Origin of the sequence: Pseudoalteromonas sp. NZS100_1 (assembly GCF_015864285.1) — a bacterium.
Lineage (GTDB): Bacteria > Pseudomonadota > Gammaproteobacteria > Enterobacterales > Alteromonadaceae > Pseudoalteromonas > Pseudoalteromonas arctica.
In genome coordinates, this window is the sequence record NZ_JADYXN010000012.1 from 50,321 (window position 1) to 73,815 (window position 23,495).

At 38.9% G+C, this 23,495-nt stretch carries 20 protein-coding genes and 1 pseudogene; 11 read left to right on the forward strand and 10 right to left on the reverse strand.

Annotated features, from left to right (window positions below):
* Nucleotides 1–19: 19 nt before the first annotated feature.
* The 4 genes from I6F66_RS10105 to I6F66_RS10120 all read right to left on the reverse strand — a co-directional run bounded on the left by I6F66_RS10105 (nt 20) and on the right by I6F66_RS10120 (nt 4,211).
* Nucleotides 20–721, reverse strand: a complete 702-nt coding sequence (locus I6F66_RS10105) for a metal-dependent hydrolase (protein WP_197209214.1) — start codon at nt 719–721, stop codon at nt 20–22.
* 163 nt (nt 722–884) lie between these two features.
* A complete protein-coding gene (locus I6F66_RS10110; RefSeq protein ID WP_197209215.1) occupies nt 885–2,513 on the reverse strand; it encodes a diguanylate cyclase in 1,629 nt (542 codons plus the stop codon).
* Nucleotides 2,500–2,946 (reverse strand): hypothetical protein, encoded by a 447-nt coding sequence (locus tag I6F66_RS10115; protein WP_197209216.1) that lies wholly within the window; start codon nt 2,944–2,946, stop codon nt 2,500–2,502. The genes I6F66_RS10110 and I6F66_RS10115 overlap by 14 nt, the downstream gene beginning before the upstream one ends.
* 2 nt (nt 2,947–2,948) lie before the next feature.
* Nucleotides 2,949–4,211 (reverse strand): hypothetical protein, encoded by a 1,263-nt coding sequence (locus I6F66_RS10120; RefSeq protein ID WP_197209217.1) that lies wholly within the window; start codon nt 4,209–4,211, stop codon nt 2,949–2,951.
* Nucleotides 4,212–4,571: 360 nt separating this feature from the next.
* Here I6F66_RS10120 and I6F66_RS10125 point away from each other — a divergent pair, with 360 nt between their 5' ends.
* The 4 genes and pseudogenes from I6F66_RS10125 to I6F66_RS10140 all read left to right on the forward strand — a co-directional run bounded on the left by I6F66_RS10125 (nt 4,572) and on the right by I6F66_RS10140 (nt 10,288).
* Nucleotides 4,572–5,384: an ABC transporter ATP-binding protein gene (locus I6F66_RS10125; RefSeq protein WP_197209218.1), complete on the forward strand. Its 813-nt coding sequence runs from the start codon at nt 4,572–4,574 to the stop codon at nt 5,382–5,384.
* A complete protein-coding gene (locus I6F66_RS10130; RefSeq protein ID WP_197209219.1) occupies nt 5,384–6,832 on the forward strand; it encodes a DUF3526 domain-containing protein in 1,449 nt (482 codons plus the stop codon). Before I6F66_RS10125 ends, I6F66_RS10130 begins: the two co-directional genes overlap by 1 nt.
* Complete coding sequence (locus I6F66_RS10135) at nt 6,829–8,142, forward strand: DUF3526 domain-containing protein (RefSeq protein WP_197209220.1); 1,314 nt, start codon at nt 6,829–6,831, stop codon at nt 8,140–8,142. Before I6F66_RS10130 ends, I6F66_RS10135 begins: the two co-directional genes overlap by 4 nt.
* 24 nt (nt 8,143–8,166) lie before the next feature.
* Nucleotides 8,167–10,288 (forward strand): annotated as a pseudogene (locus tag I6F66_RS10140) (TonB-dependent siderophore receptor).
* Between the two features lie 95 nt (nt 10,289–10,383).
* On the opposite strand, the gene I6F66_RS10145 reads toward I6F66_RS10140, so the two are convergent.
* Complete coding sequence (locus I6F66_RS10145) at nt 10,384–11,298, reverse strand: 2OG-Fe(II) oxygenase family protein (RefSeq protein ID WP_197175173.1); 915 nt, start codon at nt 11,296–11,298, stop codon at nt 10,384–10,386.
* Nucleotides 11,299–11,524: 226 nt separating this feature from the next.
* Nucleotides 11,525–12,124 (reverse strand): peptide-methionine (S)-S-oxide reductase MsrA, encoded by a 600-nt coding sequence (msrA, locus tag I6F66_RS10150; RefSeq protein WP_007586731.1) that lies wholly within the window; start codon nt 12,122–12,124, stop codon nt 11,525–11,527.
* Nucleotides 12,125–12,410: 286 nt separating this feature from the next.
* Between msrA and I6F66_RS10155 the strand changes: the two genes are divergently transcribed.
* Entirely contained in the window at nt 12,411–12,605 is a 195-nt protein-coding gene (locus I6F66_RS10155) for a CPXCG motif-containing cysteine-rich protein (RefSeq protein ID WP_024593951.1), read from the forward strand.
* Nucleotides 12,606–12,663: 58 nt separating this feature from the next.
* Here the strand turns inward: I6F66_RS10155 and I6F66_RS10160 are convergent, their stop codons facing one another.
* Nucleotides 12,664–12,864 carry a hypothetical protein gene (locus I6F66_RS10160; RefSeq protein WP_007586727.1) on the reverse strand — a complete coding sequence of 67 codons (201 nt, stop codon included), beginning with the start codon at nt 12,862–12,864 and terminating at the stop codon, nt 12,664–12,666.
* A 107-nt stretch (nt 12,865–12,971) separates the two neighbouring features.
* Here I6F66_RS10160 and I6F66_RS10165 point away from each other — a divergent pair, with 107 nt between their 5' ends.
* The 3 genes from I6F66_RS10165 to I6F66_RS10175 all read left to right on the forward strand — a co-directional run bounded on the left by I6F66_RS10165 (nt 12,972) and on the right by I6F66_RS10175 (nt 15,151).
* Nucleotides 12,972–13,454 (forward strand): GNAT family N-acetyltransferase, encoded by a 483-nt coding sequence (locus I6F66_RS10165; protein ID WP_197209221.1) that lies wholly within the window; start codon nt 12,972–12,974, stop codon nt 13,452–13,454.
* A gap of 168 nt (nt 13,455–13,622) precedes the next feature.
* Nucleotides 13,623–14,234, forward strand: coding sequence for a MarC family protein (locus tag I6F66_RS10170; protein ID WP_197209222.1), 612 nt, complete (start codon nt 13,623–13,625; stop codon nt 14,232–14,234).
* Nucleotides 14,235–14,269: 35 nt separating this feature from the next.
* The gene (locus I6F66_RS10175; protein ID WP_197209223.1) at nt 14,270–15,151 is read left to right on the forward strand and encodes an alpha/beta hydrolase; all 882 of its coding nucleotides are present in this window, start codon (nt 14,270–14,272) and stop codon (nt 15,149–15,151) included.
* A gap of 521 nt (nt 15,152–15,672) precedes the next feature.
* On the opposite strand, the gene I6F66_RS10180 is transcribed toward I6F66_RS10175, so the two are convergent.
* On the reverse strand, nt 15,673–16,812 hold the full coding sequence (locus I6F66_RS10180) for an MFS transporter (protein ID WP_197209224.1): 1,140 nt from the start codon (nt 16,810–16,812) through the stop codon (nt 15,673–15,675).
* 24 nt (nt 16,813–16,836) lie between these two features.
* On the reverse strand, nt 16,837–18,009 hold the full coding sequence (locus I6F66_RS10185; protein WP_197175180.1) for an MFS transporter: 1,173 nt from the start codon (nt 18,007–18,009) through the stop codon (nt 16,837–16,839).
* A gap of 106 nt (nt 18,010–18,115) precedes the next feature.
* Here I6F66_RS10185 and I6F66_RS10190 point away from each other — a divergent pair, with 106 nt between their 5' ends.
* On the forward strand, nt 18,116–19,039 hold the full coding sequence (locus I6F66_RS10190) for a LysR family transcriptional regulator (protein ID WP_197175182.1): 924 nt from the start codon (nt 18,116–18,118) through the stop codon (nt 19,037–19,039).
* Nucleotides 19,040–19,113: 74 nt separating this feature from the next.
* Here the strand turns inward: I6F66_RS10190 and I6F66_RS10195 are convergent, their stop codons facing one another.
* On the reverse strand, nt 19,114–20,322 hold the full coding sequence (locus tag I6F66_RS10195) for a porin (RefSeq protein WP_197209225.1): 1,209 nt from the start codon (nt 20,320–20,322) through the stop codon (nt 19,114–19,116).
* A gap of 937 nt (nt 20,323–21,259) precedes the next feature.
* Here I6F66_RS10195 and I6F66_RS10200 point away from each other — a divergent pair.
* Nucleotides 21,260–22,849, forward strand: a complete 1,590-nt coding sequence (locus tag I6F66_RS10200) for an ABC-F family ATPase (RefSeq protein WP_076916407.1) — start codon at nt 21,260–21,262, stop codon at nt 22,847–22,849.
* 161 nt (nt 22,850–23,010) lie between these two features.
* Complete coding sequence (gene purE / locus I6F66_RS10205) at nt 23,011–23,493, forward strand: 5-(carboxyamino)imidazole ribonucleotide mutase (RefSeq protein WP_002962540.1); 483 nt, start codon at nt 23,011–23,013, stop codon at nt 23,491–23,493.
* Nucleotides 23,494–23,495: the final 2 nt, after the last annotated feature.

The window sequence follows — 23,495 nt, forward strand, 5'->3', positions numbered from 1 at the left end:
GGCCTTAAAACCTACTTTGTTAAGATAGAAATATAAAGTGAGACCAATCACTTAACGCTGTGATAGTTTGTGCTGTAGGGGGCGCAACATAGATTAAACCTGCAATGGCAATAACCGACGCTAGCGTAATTAGTTTATTATCGAAGTCAGCTATTTTTAAAGCGGTACCGAAAGAGCGTTTAATGGTGACATTACTTAAATCTACACTGTAAATTTCGTCCAGCAATAAATGAATTAATCCGCCGAGTAAAATAAATCCACCCGTTAACCAGGCAAAAACGGCTGCTTGTGTGGTTGATTGGTCATTCAGTTTCCATGTTACTTGAGTTGTTAATAGCGCGCATAACAGTATAAACAGTAAAGAGTGGCAACTACCTCTATGTACTGTGATCCATTCAAAAATGGGTCTAATAATATATTTCATAAATCCGTAAACCAATAACGGCACTACGATTAACTCGATAAAACTAATTTCAATAATGAGCTCGGTGGTTATGTAATTCAGTACCAGTAATACAGCGCTGAGTGCGAATAAGTTAAAAATAGTATCGAGTGATGTTGAGTTATCTGAATCTATGTCTGGTAATAAGCCGCCGATTGAGCCTAAAAACCATAACCAGAGTGCGCCCTTTAATTCAATATGTCCTGCAGATAATAAGGTGGCTGAGGTTAAGCCTGTGATGATTACGGCAGTATTAAGATGAGTATTGAAGTTTGCCATTGTATCTCTTGATAGGAAAATAGGGGGGCATTCTAACAATTGAAAAGTTTATTGTTCAATGTTCTTTAAAAATTGGGCTTAAATAACCTTGGCTCTGCTTATAAATCACTCTCTAGTAGCCATTTTTAGTGCTAACTGCGTTGAAAGAGCTCAATTAACCATCTTACTTTTTAAACTCGTCATAAAATGCAATTTGCCCTCGGCCTGTTTCTTTTACGTGGTAGAGCATTTTGTCACCATTGATCATTAATTCGAGTAGCTCTTCACCATCATTAGGGCCGACTGCAATACCAATACTTGCACCCACTGCGCATGTTTTATTTTGTGAAATATAAATGTCTTGTTGTAACTCGTTTAGCAAAGCGATTGATTGCTCACGCGATGCTGCTTTGTTGTAGGTATTAACCTGCCTTGCAACTATAAACTCGTCACCGCCTAGGCGGATACATATGTCGGTTTCTTGGTTAAAGTGCTTTTTAAATCGATGTGCTATTTCAATAAGTACTTTATCACCGGCTTCGTGGCCGTAGGTGTCGTTAATGGGTTTAAACTTATCTAAATCAATCATCATTAGTACTAGGTGCTGATTGTGTTTAATGCACTCGCGCAGTGCTTTTTTAAGGCGTTTTTCGCCGGCTCGACGATTAAGTAGGTCGGTAAGTGGGTCGTGATCGGCTTCAAAGCGAGTTTGAAATTCGCGTTCGGCGCGCTCAGTTACATCATGTAAAATTACTTCAACGAAATGTTCTTGATGAGCGCTTCGCTTTGTTTCACGTTGCTCTGTTAGTCTTACAAATAAGCAGTGCAACCAAATGGTTTTATAGCCCACTTTGCACTCTATATCTAGGGTTGCTTGTGGTGGGTTTTTATCACAACGAATATCTGCAAGCAGGCTTTGTAATTCATCAACGTTATTTAATAGAGCAGGAAAGTGCAAGGATGATAATTCTTCTTCGCCGGGTACGGTAAAGTAATGTTTAAACGCGGGATTAAAGGTGGTGATAATATTTTTGTCATCTAATAAACAAATACCGGCGCTGGCTTGTTCAAAAATAAGTCTAAATTTAGCTTCTAGTTCTTGAGTTTTTTTACGAAGGGATTGCTCATTACTAATGGCTAGCTTTAACTCATGCATTAAGGCATTTATACCTTGCGTTAGCCTGCTTATTTCGTCTCGCTTACCTTGCTTAAACTCTAGCATTGTCATGGTTTCGGGGTTGGTCGGATCAATTGTCGCAAAGCTGTCTGTTAGGTTTTGAATAGGCTGAGTGAGCCATTTGCGTACTACTAGTGACACAAAAAAAGCGATGACGATTGATTGAATCAGCATTAAAATAAATTCTTTTCTAAGTGATGACTGTGCTTGTTGTTCAATAAAGTTATCGTCGGGGTATATGGCCAGTACACCTATAAAAGTGTCTTCTATAAAGGGGTGAACTAATTTAATTAAAACAGCTTCTTTTTTCTTGTTAGTAGAGCCACTTGCAATAAATAAATCCATTTCTCCTTTTGGGTTTACTTCTCCTTCTAAGCTTGCGCCTTGCACTAGATCATTACTTAGCAAGCCATTAATAATTTCTTGGCTTAATTCACGGTCGTTTAGGTAGGCTGCTATGGCGGCTGTTTTTCCCATTGTTTGAGCTAACTGCTGCACGAGTAGGTAATTGGTGTTTTTCTTTTCTTTAAGACCCGAGTAATAAGAAAGTGTTGACGATACTAATGTAACTACAATGGCGACAATAGCGATTGATAGAGCAACGCGTACGTAGAGTGCTTGGCTAATTTTTATCAAATGTGTATACCACTTTTACTGCGTCTGTAACTTGCGATTGAGGAATATAACCAATTGCAAATTGTGACGCAGCGATTTTGTTTAACGCATCTTCAACGGATGTTGATGGTGAAGGGGGCTTTGCGCGTCCTGAAAATAATAACCTTGCCCAATAAGCATTAATTTTTTGCTCATTTTTGTTGACCAGTTGCAGGTAAAAATCATTTTTTAATGTTGATTGCGCCGGTAAATCAAGTGGCTTAGAGGTTTCACCATCAGGAAACGTTAAATAGCGACCCATATAAATATCAATAACTTCGCGTTTGGATAAAGCATTAATTGTATTGTTTTTATTTACCACCACTACAAACTCTGTAGGTTTGGCATTAACACTAACAAGAAGCAGGCAAAGCGGCAGCAACACATAAAGGAGTGAGTTACGATAGCTCATCATTGTTAAAACACCATACTAGCGTTCAAGCTTAGCATATGTACTTTGTGGCCTTTGTCTACATCGGCAGGATTACTAAGACTCCATAAACCCGCACCTTCGGGCTTTATATCAAAGCGGTCTAGTTGAGCTTTTAGCGCTAATCGCTCCGATAGTTGCCATTTTACACCTATGTTAATTGAATGCTGATGAACATAAGGCACCTTAATAGCAGCTTGTGTTGCAAGTGCTAGCTGTTGTATTGGTTCTGAAATTTGATCGGGTACGCCTGGTGAAAAAACAGGTTCGTTTACTTGTATAACATCGTGACGATTTTTTGCTGCAGAAAAGCTCGTGTAAAATATTGCATTGTTTACCCTATAACCAGCGCTAATATAAGTATTGAGTACTGATGGAGCTATTATCCAATCGGATTCCGAAATACCTACTTCAGATTGAATAAGCCAATTATTATGATCGTAGGTTAGTCCAAACGCCGCGTATTCTATACTGTGGCCTTTGGTATTAAATTTGTTAGATATCGTTTGTGCTTGTGGCCATATACTTTGTGGTACAGCGTCAAGAAAGGATAAAAACTCATCCAGCGAATCTAATTTATTGTCACCAAAATCAGATTTTGAAAGCGAAAAGCGCATAGTCCATTTATCTAGAGAATAGGTTGCACTAAGAGTTGTTAAATTATCAAAATCGATAAAGAAATCTTTATTATATGCTTGTAACTTTGCAGTGGAATTACCATAAGCGAGCTTTAAACGTAAAAAACCTTCATCAATAGCTTTACTGTATTCAATATCTACACCGTCGTAATTTCCTGCAATGTTTGCAAAAGAGTAGTATTCATGAGGAGGGCGGATCCACAAATAGGCGTATCCTACATAAGGATATTCAGAGAGTAAGTAAAGGTCGCTGTTTAGCCTGCCAGCACGAATAGCCCAATGGCGCGAGGGGCGATAACGAATAAAAGCGAGTTCTAAAAAGTTATCAAGACTTTTGAAGCTATGATCTTGTACTACTACTTGAACCACAGAGTCCCAATTTTTTGACAATGTGATATTAGCTTGCCCACCTAAAATTGAATCACGCGTTGCTGAAAAACCGGTATCGTTTTCGTTTAAATAATTTGATGCAAAGCCGATATCTGAATCGTCAGTGTAACTGAGTGTTAAGGATGCAAAACCACTAAATTGTACGTCTATTTCATTTGCATAGCTTTTATTAGCAGCAGAAAATACCAATATTGCAATGGCAATTGTACCTCGGAACAACATGTTAGCGCTTATTTTTATGATATGGATAATAAAATGATAGCACATTTTTTAAAATTACCAACTTACCCAACATAAGATTTCACCAAAGGCGTTAGCATGAAAAAGCTAAAAAAATTAAACCTTTATGCTTGGTTTTTAATTTACGTTAAATCGTAAATTAAAAACATAACATCATCCTAAATTTCACATAAAAGGCGCTATTTTAAGTTGCTTTAATTTTTACTTCCAAAGTAATAACCTATTAGCTAAGTAACCATAATTATCTTATTTGTTAACTGTGATGATGTTATATTGTTGCAATTATTATTTGATATAGTATAACATTAACTTTCATATAACTTCCCTAAATAGAGTTTGAGTGTGACAACACCTACCGCGATTAATAAAACACCAACAATTGCCCCTAAAACTTTTGATAAACAACTTAGCAATGCAGACGCCGTCCTAAGTGATGCGATGATTGAAGTGAGTTCTTTAAATTTTAGTATTAAAAATAACGCTATTTTAAAAAACTTAAGCTTTAGTGTGGCCTCAGGTGAGGTTTATGCGCTACTCGGTGGTAATGGTGCGGGTAAATCAACCACGTTAAAAACGTTACTTGGTTTTAATAAACCAACGCAAGGCTCTGTAAAAGTAGCGGGTAAAGAGGTGAGTAAAGCGCTTGATTTCGTTCGAGGTAAAACAGCGTATTTGCCAGAGTCGGCTACGTTATATCCGCATTTAACTGCTCGTGAAAATGTTGAATATTTTTTATCACTTGCTGATATTAAAAAATCAGATGAGCAAATTAACGTGGCTTTTAATCGTGTTGCACTGCAACACGATGCATGGGATCGCCACATGCAAACTTATTCAAAAGGCATGAGGCAAAAAACAGCAATTGCACTTGCGATACTGCGTGAAGCACCCATTTTTTTACTTGATGAGCCAACCTCTGGCCTTGATCCTGTTGCTATTGATGAATTTAATCAACTTGTACGTGAACTTGCATTAACTGGTGCGACTATTTTAATGGTTACCCACGATGTATACGGTGCCTGCCAAGTCGCTAATCGAATTGGTTTACTTAAAAACGGTGAGCTGGTGGGTGAGTTTGATGCGCCCCAAAGTGGGCGTATTGATACCGAGCAAGTACACGCTGCGTTTGGGCATCACGCTAAAAGAGGTGCTTAATGAGTATAAATAACTTTTCAAAGGTGGTGATTGTTGCCAAAGATGAGTGGCGTTATTGGCTACGCTCAAAAATAGCAATGACCGTGCTTGCTATAGGTTTGGTGCTCACGCTTGCTTCGGTAATTGTAACGGCTATTACCATGATGGAGCTAAGCCATACTCGCCATGAGTTACAAACAACAAGCGATAAAAGCTTTGTTGATCAACCTGACCGCCATCCACACAGAATGGTGCATTACGGGCATTATGCGTTTAGAACGCCTTCGCCACTTAGTACGTTAGACCCTGGTATTGACGCTTATACAGGCAACTCTATATTTTTAGAAGGGCACAGACATAACAGCGCAATGTTTGCAGATAGTCGCCAAGGGACTGCATTAACTAAATTAGGCAGTTTAACGCCTGCATTTATTGTGCAAACACTCGCACCTTTATTATTAATATTAATTGGCTACAGCGGTATTAGCCGAGAGCGCGAATTGCAAACGCTTTCGTATTTGTTATCGCAAGGTACATCGGGTGTAACGCTAATTGCAGGTAAAGGATTGGCGCTACTTTCTGTTGTGGGCTTAATTTTAACTCCGCTTACGGTATCGGCTTTATTTACGGTTGCTGCGGGCGAAAGCTTACTGGCAGTTGTAAGTTTTGTTGTTGGCTACGCTTTATATTTAACTGTGTGGGTATTACTGATTTTACTGGCATCGAGCGTGTTTAGTAAAAACAGTGGTAGCTTTACCGCACTTGCCTTTGTGTGGATTTTACTGTGTATTGTTATGCCACGCGTAGCAAGTACCAGTGCCTCAACGGCTGTGCCATCTGCCGGTAAAATAGAAACAGACTTTGCTGTAAAAGCACAACTTAGAAAATTAGGCGACGGCCATAACGCAAACGACCCTGCCTTTATGCAATTTAAACAATCACTTCTTAAAAAGTACAACGTTAAAAGTATAGATGAGCTACCGATTAATTTTAGAGGATTAGTAGCCAGCGAATCTGAAGCAAAATTGACTAACGTACTAAACAAATTTGCCGAGCAACGTATGCAAGCTGAGCTTAAACAAACGAAGGTATCTCGTTATTTTGGCTGGGTTTCACCTATGGTGGCTATTCGGTCGTTATCGATGATTGTAGTAGGAACGAGTATTGAAACTCATCACCGCTTTTTGCGTGAAACCGAACAGTTGCGTTTTGATTTTGTGCAAGGGCTTAACAAAGTTCATGTAGAAAAGCTTAGCTACCAAGACGATATGAACCGCAATGCCAGTACCGAAGCGACTAAGCAAGCTCGTGTAAGTGCACAAAATTGGCAAGTACTGCAAAACTTTACTTTTAATGTAGATAACGCACAAGTGAGAGCGCAGCGAAGTATCCCTGCATTTTTACAGTTATTTATTTGGATTGCAGTGCTGTTAGGCGGTATTAAATTTGTAGGGAAGCGTTTGGTATGAGTTATGTATTTTCACAGCTAATTCGTGAATGGCGTTTTTTACTTCGCCAAAAATATTTAGTGATACTACTAGCATGTACATTTGCTATATCGGGGTTTGCAGTTTTCAGCGGCCTTAGTGAAGTAAGCCAGCAACAACATACTATTGAGCGTTTAAAAACGGCTGATTTAACTGAATTAGCTAACGTACAAAATAAATACAGTGATGCTGGTTCGCTTGCCTATTACAGCTTTCATTTAACGTATTCAGCACCTTCAAATTTAGCATTTGCTGCTTTAGGCGAGCGTGATATTTATCCGTGGAAAAACCGCTTAAATTTACTTGCCCTAGAGGGGCAAATTTACGAGAGCGATTCACAAAACGCAGAGCTAGCGCAGGCAGGTAAAATTGATTTTGTATTTGTAATTAGTGCATTAGCACCGCTGATAGTTATTTTACTATTTCATGATTTATTTGCTAATGAGCGAACAAGCGGTAGGCATGACTTATTAGTGACTACGGCTAAGTCGTACTTTGCATTATGGGGGGCGCGTATAGCTGTAAGGTTAATAGCAGTAATAGTGTGTTTAATGTTGCCATTTTATGTAGGTACATTGCTTAGTCATTCGGCCCTTGCTGATGTGGGGTTTGTTACTTTTATATGTGTAATTTACATTGCGTTTTGGACTTTGCTCAGTGTGTGGTGGGGCAAAAATGCCAACAGTGCGCCGCGTGTTGCTTCAACATTAATCGGTTTTTGGGTGTTAGTTGCCTTTATTATTCCTATTTTAGGCGATTTAGTTATAAACAAAACGGTTCACTCACCAAAAGGCGGGGACATTGTGCTTACTCAGCGTGAGGCGGTTAACGATGCATGGGATTTACCAAAGAAAACCACAATGGATGCTTTTGTAGCATCAAATCCACAGTGGAAAGATCATGTTGATATGCAAAGCGAGTTTGAGTGGAAATGGTATTACGCATTTCAGCAAGTTGGAGACGAAAAAGCAGGTGAACTTTCACATGCTTATCGTGATGCAGCGCACACAAAGTATCAACTAGCGGGGATTGTATCGTGGTTTTCACCACCACTTTTGCTACAACGCAGTTTTACCCGATTGGCGAGCACTGATGCTTTAGCTGCATTTAGATATGAATACCGTATGCGAGGATTTCATAAAAGTTTGAGGGAGTTTTACTACCCTTGGCTGTTTATAAAAGGCAACCCACCTAAAGCTGCGCTTAAGAGTATGCCTAGCTTTAAAAAAACAATGCTTAATGAAACGAATGAGCCTGACGTTACAGGCGTTAAGCTAAAAGAAAATTTATGAGTCAACTAATTAACAAGGTTTATAATGAATACCAATAAAAATGGGCTAAAGCTCAGCTATTTAAGCGCATGCTTAGTCAGTTTGTTTAGCAGCCACGCTATGTCTGCTGAACAAACCCCAAAGGATGACAGCGTAAATAATAGCCCTATAGAAAGATTGGCAGTGATTGGCTCGCGCCAAGCTTATCAAGGCAATTTTAGCCCTTTAGAAACTCCGCAATCAGAATTAAAAATAGATTTAGAAGCGCTTGAAAACGCAGGTGCTATAAATTTAAATCAAGCGCTTGATTTATCGGCATCGGTAGCGCGTCAAAATAACTTTGGCGGACTTTGGCGGACTTTGGAATAGCTTTGCGCTACGCGGCTTTGTAGGCGATGAAAACTTGCCAAGTAATTACCTTGTTAATGGGTTTAATGCCGGGCGTGGTTTTGGTGGCTCACGTGATTTGTCGGGTATTGAATCGGTTGAGGTGTTAAAAGGTCCACGTGCTGCTTTATTTGGCCGTGGTGAACCTGGCGGTACAGTAAATCTCGTTACTAAGCGCCCAACGTTTGATACAAGCGGCGAGCTAAAGCTAAGCGTTGGCAGCTTTGACACCTACCGCGCTGATGTAGATTACACCACGCCCCTTAGCGACGAAGTAGCAATTAGACTGGTTGGTTTTTATGAAGACGCAAAAAGCTTTCGCGATACGATAGAAACAACTAAACAAGGCTTTAGCCCATCAATAACATGGAATATTAATGATAATAGCCAGCTAATATATGAGCTTGAATACAGCGACCAAGAGGTCCCTTTTGATAGAGGCGTATTAGCCATAGATGGCGAACTTGGTTTAATACCACAGAGCCGCTTTTTAGGTGAGCCAGGTGATGGCCCAATAGAGGCTGACGTACTTGGCCATCAATTAGAGTTTATTCATGACTTTAATGATAATTGGAGCGTATTGCTGGGCGCTAACTACCGTGATACCTCGCTGGAAGGGTTTGCTACCGAAACCGGTTTTGATGGCGTGATTGATGGCGAAGTAAATCGCTTTAGGCGCTACCGTGATTACAATGCAAAATATCAGGTATTTAGAGCAGAGGTGACAGGTAATTTAGAGGCTGCAGGGTTGGATCACCGTTTAATAATTGGGGTTGATTCTGATAAGTTCGAAAATGATCAATTTGTTCTTCGTGTACGTGGCGATCAGTATATAAATGTTTTTAATCCTGTATATGGAGCATATGAGTTACCTACGCCAACGGCCAATACCGATAAGTTAGAAGTGCAAGAGTCGTTAGGTGTATTTATTCAAGACCAAATAAGCCTAACCGATAAGCTTGATGTACGTATTGGTATACGTTTTGATGACTACGAACAAACACTTAATAACCGCTTAGCTAATACTCAATCAAAACAAAATGAGTCACGTGTTAGCCCCCAACTAGGTGTTGTGTATGAGGCGAGCGAGTTTGTATCTGTTTATGCCGCTTATGGCGAAAACTTTAGGCCTTTATCTGGCACTGATACAAATGGCGATGGGTTTGAACCAAATCAATCTACTTCAACAGAGTTGGGAGTTAAATTTACTTTAAACGATTGCGCTTTATTTGGCACTATCGCGATGTTTAAAGTAGAGCAAGACAACATGCTGGTGGTTGACGATCCCACTGCATTTACTTTTGCTGCAATAGGCGAAGCACAAAGCAAAGGCATAGAGATTGATATAAACGGTGAGCTAACGCATGATGTGAGCCTATGGTTATCGTATGCGTATGTTGATGCAACTATTGAAAACTCATTTTTTGATGCTAACTTTGGCTATACCGTTGAAGCGGGTAGTTCTTTATTAAATATTCCTAAACATCAACTTAGTTTACAGCTTGTTAAATCAGCCGAGTTATATGGCAAAGCAATTAAGTTTGGCGCAGGTTTAGTTTATGTAGATTCTCGAAACGGCTTTTTTGGTACCGATTTTGAGCTACCAAGCTATACAACAGCGCGTACTTTTATAGATGTTGATGTAACTAAGGCAATTGGCTTGCGTGCAGAAGTAGATAACCTGTTTGATGAAACCTATTACACTAACTCATTTGCTGATGCCTGGGTTCAACCTGGCACACCCAGAAGTGTAAGGCTATCTGCAACGTATAAATTTTAAACGTAAACTAAAACGATACTAACGAAAAGGCTGCTTAAATTAAGCAGCCTTTTGTTTAGTTAAAAGCTTAGTTAAAAACTTAGTTAAAAACTCGATTAAAACGGTGCATAGCCGTCGTTCGTCTTTTTAGGGTTAATCCAGCGCTGTTTAGCATCAATAGGAATGCGTGGGGCACCTTGTGCTGGCAATCGCCCGCGTTCTCCATACAACCACAAAACAAAGTTAGTTCGCTCACCACTGGTAATAGGCTTTGCTGCGTGTGCAATATTGCCACGATGTAACATGGCAGTGCCGGGCTTAAACGTAAGTGATTTAATGTCGCCTGTGTACGGGTGATAAAAGTCAACTTCTGACCCTGTAAACTCTTCGCCTGGTAAGTTTAAGTTAATATTAAGCGTTACGGCCGATGCATCGGTATGTGGGCGAATTGACGAATCTGTGTTTGGCTCATAATAAATTGAAAAACCAAACGTTTGTGTATCAAACCCCGTAACCTCCGGGAACAGCATACGCGAAATAGGGCGCATGTAAGTGTTTAGTATTTCGTTATAAAACGCTTGAAAGCTTGGCGCTGCTAAATAACCTTCTGATCGTCTATCAAGCATTGCACCACGGCGATTTAACACTATGCCATATGGTGGGCGCATAGGAATTTGCGAATTCCATACTTGTTCTAAATACCCGCGTAATACGGCAAGGCGCTCTGGATCAAAAAATTGAAATTGAAATACATCAGGCGCTACTTTGTGTAATAACGCTTTTACGGCCAGCTCTTTTGATGGATCTTCCCATGCTTGCTTTACTGCTTCGCGTAGGTTTTTATCAAGTAGTGTATCGTCAAGCGTAAACGTTGAGCCATCTATTGATGTTGTTTCCCATTCGCTCCACGCGTTTGTAATTAGGTCGGTGTTACTATTCCAAAAGTGTTGTACTGCTGGTTCACGGTAAAGCATGGCTTGGCGTGTTGGTAACTCTAGAGCACGCGCTAGCTGTAATTGATTGGCAAACATTTTGTGTAACTCCAGTTGTTGAATTTGGTTTATATCAATCTAGGAGTGCAATTTATTGCATTTGATTTAGTAGATAAACAGCCTGCTTTAGGAAACAGAATATACTATTTATTGATAATGAAGGTTTGTATACTTTTTGAAGCAGAGAAAGCTAGCTTTGTAGATAAGCAAAAGGCTGCACAATACGCAGCCTTTTGTTGGTGTAATTTAAGTTGCTTAATAAATACTAGTGGGTTGCTCTGTCGCCCCAAATATCTTCTAGGCGGCTATCGCGACCACAACGCCAACGATAAGTGTTGTATCGGATTGGGTTGTTTTTGTAATAATCTTGGTGAAAGCTTTCCCTCCCTTTTATAGGGTAAAAGGTGCTTGCGTTTAGTATAGGTGTAACCACAGTTTGATTAGGAAACTCGGCTACCACAGCTGCTTTTGTTTTTTCGGCTAATTTACGTTGTTCGTCGTTTTCTACAAAAATAGCGCTTAAGTAACTCGGGCCTTTATCGCAAAACTGGCCTCTGGCATCAAAGGGATCAATATTTACCCAGTAATGATCAAGTATACCTTGATAGCTTACTATGGCTGGGTCGTAAGTAATTTCTACAGCCTCGTAATGGCCTTTATGATTACCATTGTATGTCGGGTTTTTAAGTTTGCCGCCAGTAAAGCCCGATATTACATCGGTTACGCCTTCTAGCTTTTCAAAGTCACTTTCCATACACCAAAAACAACCTCCAGCTAAAACGGCTTTTTCGGTTTTAGCTGCATGAGTAAATGTGCTAAACAATATTGCGGCAGATGTTAATGCGAGTGCGAGTGATTTTTTCATAAAATTATCCACCTGAAGTGTGAGTTTAAATACTTATAAAGTTAGACCCGCCAAGTGCTAATACTATTTCATTGTAGTGGCATAGTTTTAGCCGGTTAACTATATATGGTGCAAACTAATGTGCTTATGATGTTTTATAAACGTAAACCTGGTATTTAGATCACTTTTTAGTTAGCAGTATTGTTTAATTAGTTTAGCCAAATAAGCGTTATTTAATGGGGTGTTGAATTATGCTGGCTTGTTCATTAAAGTGACAACATTCGAGATATAAATTAGCAGGTGATAAATGAACCAGTTAACTGAAAAATCAATAAGCTGCCCTTATTGTGGAGAAAGTATAGAAGTATTACTTGATGCAGCAGATATTGATGAGCAATACATAGAAGACTGCCAAGTATGCTGTAAGCCTATTTCGTTTGTAGTATTTGAAGATGAGGACGAGTTAAACGTTAATGTTTACAGTGAAGACGAAGCATTTTAACTAGTTAATTAGATATTAGGCTGCAAAATTGCAGCCTTTTTATTGTGTATGTGTTTGGTTAGCTATTTTGCTCACGCGCTAATTGGTTAGGAAGAAGTTCTTCTACTATTTCGCGTGCTGGAAGTGTGTAGCGTGTGCCGTCAAACATTACTGAGGTAAACTCGTTAATATTAGTAATGCCTGTTAAGGTCCAGCCTTCGCCGCGCTTTGGGCAATATACTGTGGTAGTGGGTTGTATTACTTGAAAATCGTCACTCATTACGTTCTCTTACTCTTTTTGCTTTAAAGATAATGCTTGTTAATGGGGTATGGTAAGTTAATAATGCCTGCCCATAAAGAGCTAATTTAACTAACCACTTAAATAAAATGTTTAATACCACAAAGCTTGAACGCGTTACGCTGCGTTTAATTACCCACAAACACGCTGCGTGTTTATTTGATATTTTAAACCAACCTCAGGTTAGTAAATTTAACGACTACGAAACACCACTTAGCAAAACACAAATCAAACAATTAATTCAAGATGATATAAGCGCCTATTACGAAGGCGAAGTGGTTAGAGTTGCAATTGAACATAATATAACAGGGAAGTTAATGGGCACCTGTGGGCTCTATAAATTAACACCTTGTAAAAGTAGTGCCTTTATAGGTTTTGAGCTGCACCCCGACTTTTGGAATAAAGGCGTAATGTTTGAAGTAGTCACTGGTTTTATTGAAACGCTACTTGAGCATATTCCGCTTAAACATTTATCGGCTGAGGTGAGTGCACATAATGCACGTTCTCATAATTTACTTATTAAGTTAGGGTTTAGCTTGCAAGAGCATTCTATTTGGCATAAATCACTTTAACTAAAGACGGCAATTATAAGTGCTTATCTTTTTTCAATCCTGAAAGGTCAACACACTCCAAGTGTAAATAAAATACAAAAAATAACAGCTTTCTATTATAGTTAAGCGTAAGCAAATGAATTTGTTACCCGTGTTTAATTAAACATTAACGCTTAACAAGGATTTTATATGCTAGAAAAACTATCTCAAGATGCGCTTGTTATTTGGGCTACCATTGACCCAATAGGCACTATGGCGCTGTTTGCTGCGCTTACTACTCACTTAACTGATCAACAACGTCGTAAAACAGCCTTTAAAACCGTGCTATATGCGGGTGGCGTTCTATTGGGTTCTATTTTAATAGGGCAGCTAATACTTAATGCGATGGGGATTAGGCTGGTTTCGTTTCAGTTAGGAGGCGGAATTATATTGTTTTTGTTTGGCCTGCAAATGATATTTGGAAACGACTCTAATAAAGCTAAACAAGACCCCGAACACGATATTGCTGTGTTTCCGCTAGCTATACCAGCCACAGCTACTCCAGGCGCTATTTTGGCTGTAATACTCCTTACCGATAACCATATACACCCCATTACTACACAAATAGGCACAGCGCTTGTTACTATTGGAGTACTGGGTATTACATTAATACTGTTGCTGCTTTCGGGCAAAATAATTAAGTTGATTGGAACGGGCGGCGCGTCTATTTTAACGCGTGTGATGGGGATGATTTTAGCTGCGTTTTCAGTTGAGCTTATTATGACTGCGCTTGAAATAAAACAATGGGTTAAGCTCGATTAAGTAATTCTTAAAGTAAATATTTAAGGGGATGCCAAATGGCTATAAAAATAACAAAACTCTATCTTACAAATTTAGCTTTAGCGATAGTTATACTTGTTTTGGGAATATTGGCGATAAATTATTACAATCATTATGTATCGGCTTATACGGATGTAACTATTAACTCTAAAGTACTTAACGAATCACGTAAGGTTTTTATAAGATTACCGACTGATTACAATGCTAAAAAAGCGTACCCGTTAATTATTAAAACCGATGGTAATTTTAATTTAGATACATGGGATAAAGCACTTACAAAACAAGCTAAGAGCGAAAAAGGGGATAAGGCTATATTGGTGTCTATCCCTAATTTATTTTTTAAAGATACTCGTAATCGCGATTTAGTGCCTCCTTATGTCCGCCAAGATGTAAATACACAAGCGCGTTTAGAGCACGAAACACTACCTGAGCCAAACGGTGAAGCTGATAAGTTTTTAGCATTTATTGAAACTGAGTTACTTCCATATTTATCAACAAATTATAAGCTTAGTAATAATCGTGTATTAAGTGGTTTTTCGGCAGGTGGTAGCTTCGTACTTTATACACTGCATACAAAGCCTGAGTTATTTAATGGTTATTTTGCGTTTAGCCCAGCAGCTTGGTATGACGACATGACTGTAGTTAATAACGTAGATGCGTTTTTAACGGCTCAAGCAAATAAAGTGAAGTCACCTACTTATTTATATCTTTCGGTGGGTGGAGCAGAGCATCCGTTAATGTTAAAAGCGTTTAATAATTTAGAGTCTGCTTTAAAAGCAAACCCTAATAATAACCTTGCGTGGCAAAGCGCTATAAACGAAGGTGCTGAGCATTCAGATAATCCACCACTTAGTGTATCAAAGGCATTAGCTGGTTATAGTGCGTTTATTAAAAAGTAGGTTAGATAGGTTTAAATGGTAGCTGTATGTATATACAGCTACCGCTGTTTTATCTATTTATGATAACGAATCAGTTTTATAGCACTTTATTTAGTTTAATATTATTAACGACTTACAAAGGGAAGTTGGTTTAAGTTATTTTTGACAGGAAATATATTCACTGTGTTTATATACAGTGTGCAGCTATTGAGATAGAATCCAGTCAGTACCTATGAGCATATACACATCTATTTGTTACTGCTTTTAATCAGCCTTACGCCTTTGTGATCAGCAATAATCAGTGTAAGTACTTTGCAATTTCAATATAATTTCACCATCTTTTTACACTCTTAATGCAGTTAATATAAATTAGCTGGTGGCTTTACAGCAAAAGAACACATCATACTAAATGTTGTTATAATGCTAAACTTAGCAATAGAGTCAAATTAAAAAAAAGTAATCAGTAAAGTAGTGCAAATAATAAAGCGAGAGGTTTAGATAAAAAAAGAGCATTTATAAAAATGCTCTTTTGTAAGTTACGACTACTTTGCTTTGATCGGTTTAAAAAACAATACCAGTGCAATTATAAATGCTGAAACGCTACAAATTATAAATACGTTTTTTTCACCACCAGGTATGTACTGCATAAATGAGGTAAAAAACTGACCCGAAAATACAGTCATCGTAAAGTACGATAAATTACGGCCGCGTACTTTCACATCGCTGAGCTCTACCGTCATATGGTTTAAAAGCGGGATACTAAAACCAAATCCTATACCTATTAATATTGCGCCTAAAATTAAAAGTAGGGTGCTTACTTGTGTAAAACTAATATACGATAAACTAAACGCTAAAAAGGCAAATGCCAAAACCTTGGGCTCACCAAGCTTCTTTGTTATTTTAGGCATAAAGCCTGCGGTAACTACAGCCACTAAAGATATAAATGCGAGTAGTTGGCCTATTTGTGATTCGTTAAAGTTTTCCTCGTTCATTGTAATGGGCAGTAAAACAGTAGACGTAAAAAATATGGTCATCGCGAGTGTTGAAATTACATAAACGCTTTTTAACGAGAGGCCATTATTAGCTTTGTGGTGTAGATGTTCTGACACTTCATCGCTATTACTAGCCAGTGAGTTTTTACTTGGCACAAACAATAAAAGCATGGCCAAAAATACCCACGCTATTAAATAAAGTGAAAATGGCAGCGCCCAAAATTGCGACGCTAATAATCCGCCTAAAAATAAAAATATAACACCGCCTAACTCTATCGCCATGCCTTGTTTTGCAATCATGCCAAGGCGTGCTTCGCCTGTGTACCAAGCAGAAATTAAAACCGTACAACTTGCCATTACCACAGCAGTTATACCGCCGAGTAAAAATCGATTAGCAAATACAAGCGTTGGGCCTTTTAAAAAGTAAGCGCTGGCACCTGCAACCCCATATAAAAATAATCCAATTACTAAAAGTTTATAAGCTCCGTATTTATCTATTAATTTTCCTGCTAGCGGCGCAAAAACCACAGCGCCTAACGATGGCAACGTAATTAAAAGTACGGTGTTATCGGTTATACCTAATCCTTGTGAAATACTTACTAAACCTGGCGCAAGTAGGGTTCCCACCATAATAGTTAAGCTGGCGATACACAGTAATGTAAAGCTACCCGCTGTTTTTAACATACCCATTTTTACTCCTTAAGTTTTAAGCGATTACTTTTTAGCAAATGAATTAAAAATGCCACTTAGCAAAATAAATATAATGCTTACAGCAACAACGCCAGGCCATTGATAAAGTGCAAATGCTTTAACACCAACCATTGAGCCAACAGCGCCTCCAATGTAATAACCCAGCATGTAAATTCCATTTATGCGACTTTGCGCAGTGGGGTCAATACTAAAGACACGCACTTGGTTAGCCACTTGCGCACTAAATATGGCAAAGTCGATTAGAATAATGCCAATAACTAACGACGCTAAACTGCCATTAAACAAGCCTGTAATAGCAAAGCCGATTGCCGCAAGCGTAAGTGCAATCATAATTAGAGCTTTAGATCCCAGTTTGCTGACCCATTTACCCGATGACTTAGCCCCAATTACGCCAGCCAATGCTATTAAACCAAATAAACCAGCTTGTTGAGCGTTGTAGTTAAATGGCTCGTTACTTACATAAATTGCAAGTGTTGCCCAAAGCACATTAAATGATGCAAACCAAAATGCGCCCGAAAGTGTAAAATGCTGCAGTGATTTATGTTTAATAAACAACGCCAACATACTTTTAATGAGAGGCCAGTAACGCAAATTAGTGTGTGGCTTATTGCTAGGTAAAAACACGCGCAGTAATATACCAAATAATGCTGCGAGTACTGCCGACATTAAAAATACACTTCGCCAACCAAATTGCTCACCTACAAACCCACTTAACGTTCTTGAAAGTAAAATACCGATAGTTAAGCCCATCATTAATGTGCCTAACGTGGCACCTTTTTGCTCGCTCGATACAAGCGATGCTGCAAAGGGTATTAATTGCTGGGTTATATTGGCGCTTACACCAATTAAAAATACGGATATAAGTAATAAAGGTAAGTTGGGTGCAAGCATTGCTGCACTACAAGCAACTACTAATAAGCACGACAAAATAGTAATTAAATGCCTGCGAGCAATCGAGTCACCCAAAGGAGAAATAAATAATAACGCAAACGCGTAACCAATTTGTGTAAGCGCGGGAATACTCCCAAGCTGCGAATCAGTTAAATTAAATTCGTTCGCTATAAGCGGTAAAATAGGCTGGTTGTAGTACAAGTTTGCTGCTGTTGCTGCAATTGCAGTGGTCATTAGTAATAAAATAAATCGACTTAATGACTGATTTTGTTTGGGTTTGGTCATAGCTGTCTTGTGTTGTTAACATATAGCTATGGTATGAGTTCTTTACCTATAACAAAAATGATATTATTTTATAGAATCTATACAGATAATGTATTTAAGGTGCATGATGGATATTAAAACATTAAAAAGTTTTGTCAGCGTGGCTAAGCATCAGAGTTTTTCAGAAGCGGCCAAAGAGCTACACACCGTGCAACCTGCAATAAGTAGGCATATTGCACAGCTCGAAAGCGAGCTTGATGTTGTGCTGTTTATAAGAAACTCACGCGATGTTGCAATAACTCAAGCGGGTGAGCAGCTATTAAAAGATGCACGCGCTATTTTGGCTCTAGCTGACAAAGCTAAAACTCAGGTTAAACGTGCCCACAACGGGCAGGTAGGTACACTTAATATTGCGCACTTAAGCTCGGCATGTTTAACCTTTATGGCAGCACTGGTTCGAGAATATAAACAGCAATACCCAAGCGTGCACGTTACATTGTTTGAAATGACTGCAACTGAGCAGATACATGCGTTTAAAAATGATTTAATTGATGTGGGTTTTTCACGGCCTTTACCTGATTCAATTAATGATGAATTTGTAAGTCATACTATTTATGTAGATTCATTGGTGGCCATCGTTAATCAAAACCATGCGCTGGCAAATTATAAAAATATTGATTTAGCTAAGCTAAAAAATGAACCCTTTATTATTTTTAATAGAGAGGAAGCACTTGGTCTTTTTGATGAAACCATTTTGCAATGCAAACAAGCTCATTTTTCACCTAACATTATTAGCCAACCTAGGCATATGCAAACATTAGTTACTGAAGTGGCTGCTGGCCTTGGTGTGGCCATTGCGCCTTATTGCGTACGTAAATTATATAGTGAAGGGTGCCATTTTATAAAACTGAGCGACGTACTCACGCAAATTCCGGTGCTATTACAATTTAAAAAAGCCGATACCAACGCCGCTGTTAAGGCACTTGTTAAAATAGCTTTAAACGCAAAATCGAGTATTGAAAAAAGTATGGCAGAAAAAAAGCCCAGTTAAAAAAGTTAAAAGGGCTAAAAGGGTTGTGCTTAGGGAAGTTGTAGTCGTTTTTAACTTATATTTAGAGCTTATATTTAGAACTTATATCTAAAACCAAATGCTATACCGTCATCTTCCGACTGCTCCATTTGTGCTTGTTGATCGTCGTTATCACTTTCAAAGTCGCTAAAGTCTTTACGCGCTTCTACGTAGGCAATAGTGTCTTCGTCAATTAAGTAGTGAAGGCCAATAACAGCAAACTGACGCTTAAATATATCGTCTGGATCGGCGTTAAAGTTTGGCTGAATTACGTAGTCATCACCTGCATCAAACACGTTGTAGGCAATAAAAGGGCGAAAATCGTTATCAAAGCGGTAAGATGCAAATGTTTCTACACCTATTGCGTCATCAATTAAGCGACCAATATTATCGGTGTCGTGGTTTTTGTTTTTATTTATGTTGGCAGCAACGTAAAGGCCGGGCTTATCAATATTGCCCCACATAATGCCTGCACCGTAAATTAAATCTTCAACATTGTGAGTAGAACCATCGCCAAACGTTAAATCAAACTCGCCACGGTTAATACCCGCTGTAAGCGTGAGCATATCGGTAGGGGTATATGTTACAGATGCACCAAATGTGTAGTTAAATTCAACTTCTTGGGCTGCACTATCGCCAGAGTTCCATAGCGTTTCGCATTCTTCTTCTGAAATATCGCTTACGTCACAGGTATAAAATTCGCTGTTTTTAAGCTGCGCTTGTACTGCAAAACTAAAATCGTTATAGCTATTGCGGTACTGCACTAACTTATCGCCACGGCCAGTGCCATTTACAGCGCCATCGTCTTTGTTATAGGTGTAAACGCCAGCTGCATTACCATCCCATACAAAGCTATTATTTGTGCCATAAACTACGTCGTACCATGCACCCCATTGTTTACCAATGGTAAGTTGACCATACTTTTCGTGTGAAAGGCCTGCGTAACCTAAACGGTTATACAAAAACTCGTCCTGAATTGATTCAAAACGATTGTTATAAATTATATCGCTACTGCCTACAGGGTTTACACCCCATTCTACGAGTGCAAGGGCAGTCCAGTCTTTCTTGAGCTTTCGGGTAAAGCCAAAGTTAATGCGCGAAGTACCGTTAACAACTTCGGTTTCGTTTTGTGTGTTAATTACACGCACATCAAGATATCCACCTACTTTTAGAGTGTTTTTATCATCTTTGTATAACTCTACCGCCGAAACAGCGGGTGCTAATACAATACTTGCGCTAATCAGTGTCGCTAATTTTTTGCTCATCTTGTGTGTTGCCCTGTGTAAATTTCAGTGTTTTTACGTAGGTAAAAATTCAGGTTCGAAGATTAACAAAGCAATAAACGGCTCAAAAGTGAAAAAAAATCAACAAAATTGGACGGCAAACTTAATTGACATTCACTCGAGGTTAATTTTGTTTTTCAGGTGTTGCTGAGGTTTGTTTTTTTAGTTGTTTTGTAGGTAAAAAGGATTGGTAATAAGTGGTGTGTTAAAATTCTAATTTGAATTAATTTCATCTTGGTTAAAAAATAGCGACTAGTGCAAAAGCTCTAAAAGTGCTTTATTTTCATAAATATAACTTTTTATTGTTATAGGTTGTACAAAAATGAGTTAAGTAAACACACAAACACGTTAAAAGTGTTTTTACTCTAGGGTCTGTTGATCTTTGCGGATTGAAATTTGTTCAAACTAGGGGCTATTTAATTGCGGCGCGAAGTTTGTAACCTAGTGGGCTAAGTAAAAACCGAGCAAAGCTTCCGCGTCCTGCTCACGCCCCTTACCTACATCCATGTAGGCAACAAAGAGTAAATAGCCCCTAGGAAGAACCCTTTGGGCAGCGCCTGTTTGGCATTAATGCTACGTTATCGCCCATTTATGGGGAATAACCACACTGTATAGGCTCTGCCTTGCCTAAATACCAAACAGACTGCTGGAAATTCAACCTTAAAAGATCAACAGACCCTATTTATATACCAAATTCTAAACGCTCATATTGGTTTATTATGAATTTTAATTTATCTAAGTTGAATAACAATTTGCAAAAACACTAAATCTAATTTGTTATTTTAATTACGAGTAGCTCAGTGATAATAATTGCCTTAAACGACGAGGTTTGCCTTTAAACTTTCATAGAAAAACAGGCCATTTTGGTTTAAACTGCGCGCAATTTAAATACATCATTACTCCTTTGGAGGGTAGCGCTATTATTAGTACAGCTAATGTCACCATGCAATTTGGTGCTAAACCATTATTTGAAAATATCTCAGCAAAATTTGGCGACGGAAACCGTTACGGTTTAATCGGTGCAAATGGTTGTGGTAAATCAACATTTATGAAGATTCTAAGTGGTGAGCTCGAAGCGTCTTCAGGTAATGTAAGTACTGATCCAAATGAACGTGTTGCTAAACTAAACCAAGACCAGTTTGCCTACGAAGAATACTCAGTAATTGATACTGTGATCATGGGTCACAAAGAGCTGTGGAAAATAAAACAAGAACGCGACCGCATTTACTCTTTACCAGAAATGAGTGAAGACGACGGTATGAAAGTAGCCGATCTTGAAACTGAGTTTGCTGAAATGGATGGTTACTCTGCTGAATCTAAAGCAGGCGAGCTTCTATTAGGCGTAGGTATTGGCACAGACCAACACTTTGGCCCAATGTCAGAAATTGCACCTGGTTTTAAACTACGTGTGCTACTTGCACAGGTGTTGTTTTCAGACCCAGATATAATGCTACTTGATGAGCCTACCAATAACTTGGATATTTACACCATCAAGTGGTTAGAAGACGTGTTAAACCAACGCGACTGTACCATGATAATCATCTCGCATGACCGTCACTTTTTAAACTCTGTGTGTACTCACATGGCCGACATTGACTACGGTGAGCTACGTATTTACTCAGGTAACTACGACGAATACATGTTTGCAGCAACGCAAGCACGTGAGCAACTACTTAGCGAAAACGCGAAGAAGAAAAACCAAATTGCTGAACTTCAACAGTTTGTATCACGTTTCTCTGCTAACGCATCTAAAGCTAAGCAGGCAACATCGCGCGCTAAACGTATCGACAAAATTCAGTTAGACGAAGTTAAAGCGTCTTCACGCCAAACGCCGTTTATTCGCTTCGACCAAGAAAAGCAGTTATTCAGAAACGCGCTTGAAATGAATAACTTAACGCAAGGTTTTGAGGACAATACGTTGTTTTCTGGACTTGAAGGTTTAGTAGAAGTTGGCGAACGTATTGCTATTATTGGTGAAAATGGTGTTGGTAAAACAACATTACTTAATACATTAGCAGGGCGCTTAGCTCCTAAAGCCGGTGAGTTTAAGTTCTCAGAAAATGCAAATATTGGTTACTACGCGCAAGATCACGCAGATGAGTTTGCAACCGACATGAACTTGTTTCAGTGGATGGAGCAATGGCAACAAGAAGGCGACGACGAGCAAGTGGTTCGTAGCTTCTTAGGTCGTATGTTGTTCTCTCAAAACGATATTAAAAAGTCAGTTAAAGTAATTTCAGGTGGTGAGCAAGGCCGCATGCTGTTTGGTAAAATTATGATGCATAAACCAAACATATTGCTAATGGATGAGCCAACCAACCACATGGATATGGAATCTATTGAAGCGCTTAACTTAGCACTTGAAGCCTACGAAGGTACATTAATGTTTGTATCGCACGATCGTCAATTTGTATCATCGGTAGCTACCCGAATTTGGGAAGTTAAAGATGGTAAAATCATTGACTTTAGAGGCAACTACGCAGAATACCTAGCGAGTAAAGAAGCTTAATTAGCTATTTACACGTTAACTCTAAAAAGCCATGTTTAAACATGGCTTTTTTTGTTTTTGTGGCTTTGTATTAGTCGCAATTAATATGGCTTTGGGTATAATACCCGGCTTAAACAGGACATAAGTCCGCTATTTTAAAAATACATTACTGAGGAGTATTTATGACTGTTGGCATTATTATGGGTTCTAAATCAGATTGGCCAACCATGGAACATGCAGCACTTATGCTTGAGCATTTTGGCATTAAGTACGAAACTAAAGTCGTGTCTGCACACCGCACTCCTCAATTACTTGCTGATTACGCAAGTTCAGCCGCAGAACGCGGTATTAAAGTTATTATTGCTGGCGCTGGCGGCGCGGCTCATTTACCAGGTATGGCTGCTGCTTTTACGTCGCTTCCTGTACTGGGCGTGCCTGTAAAATCAAAAGCATTAAATGGTGTTGATTCACTTTTATCTATTTGCCAAATGCCTAAAGGCGTTGCAGTGGGCACACTTGCAATTGGTGAGCCGGGCGCAGCAAATGCAGGTTTACTAGCCGCACAAATTTTAGGGTGTCAAAATCCAGAAATTTTTGCAAAAATTGAAGCGTTTCGTAAAGCTCAAACCGATACTATATTAGCTAATCCAAACCCTGCAGAGTAATA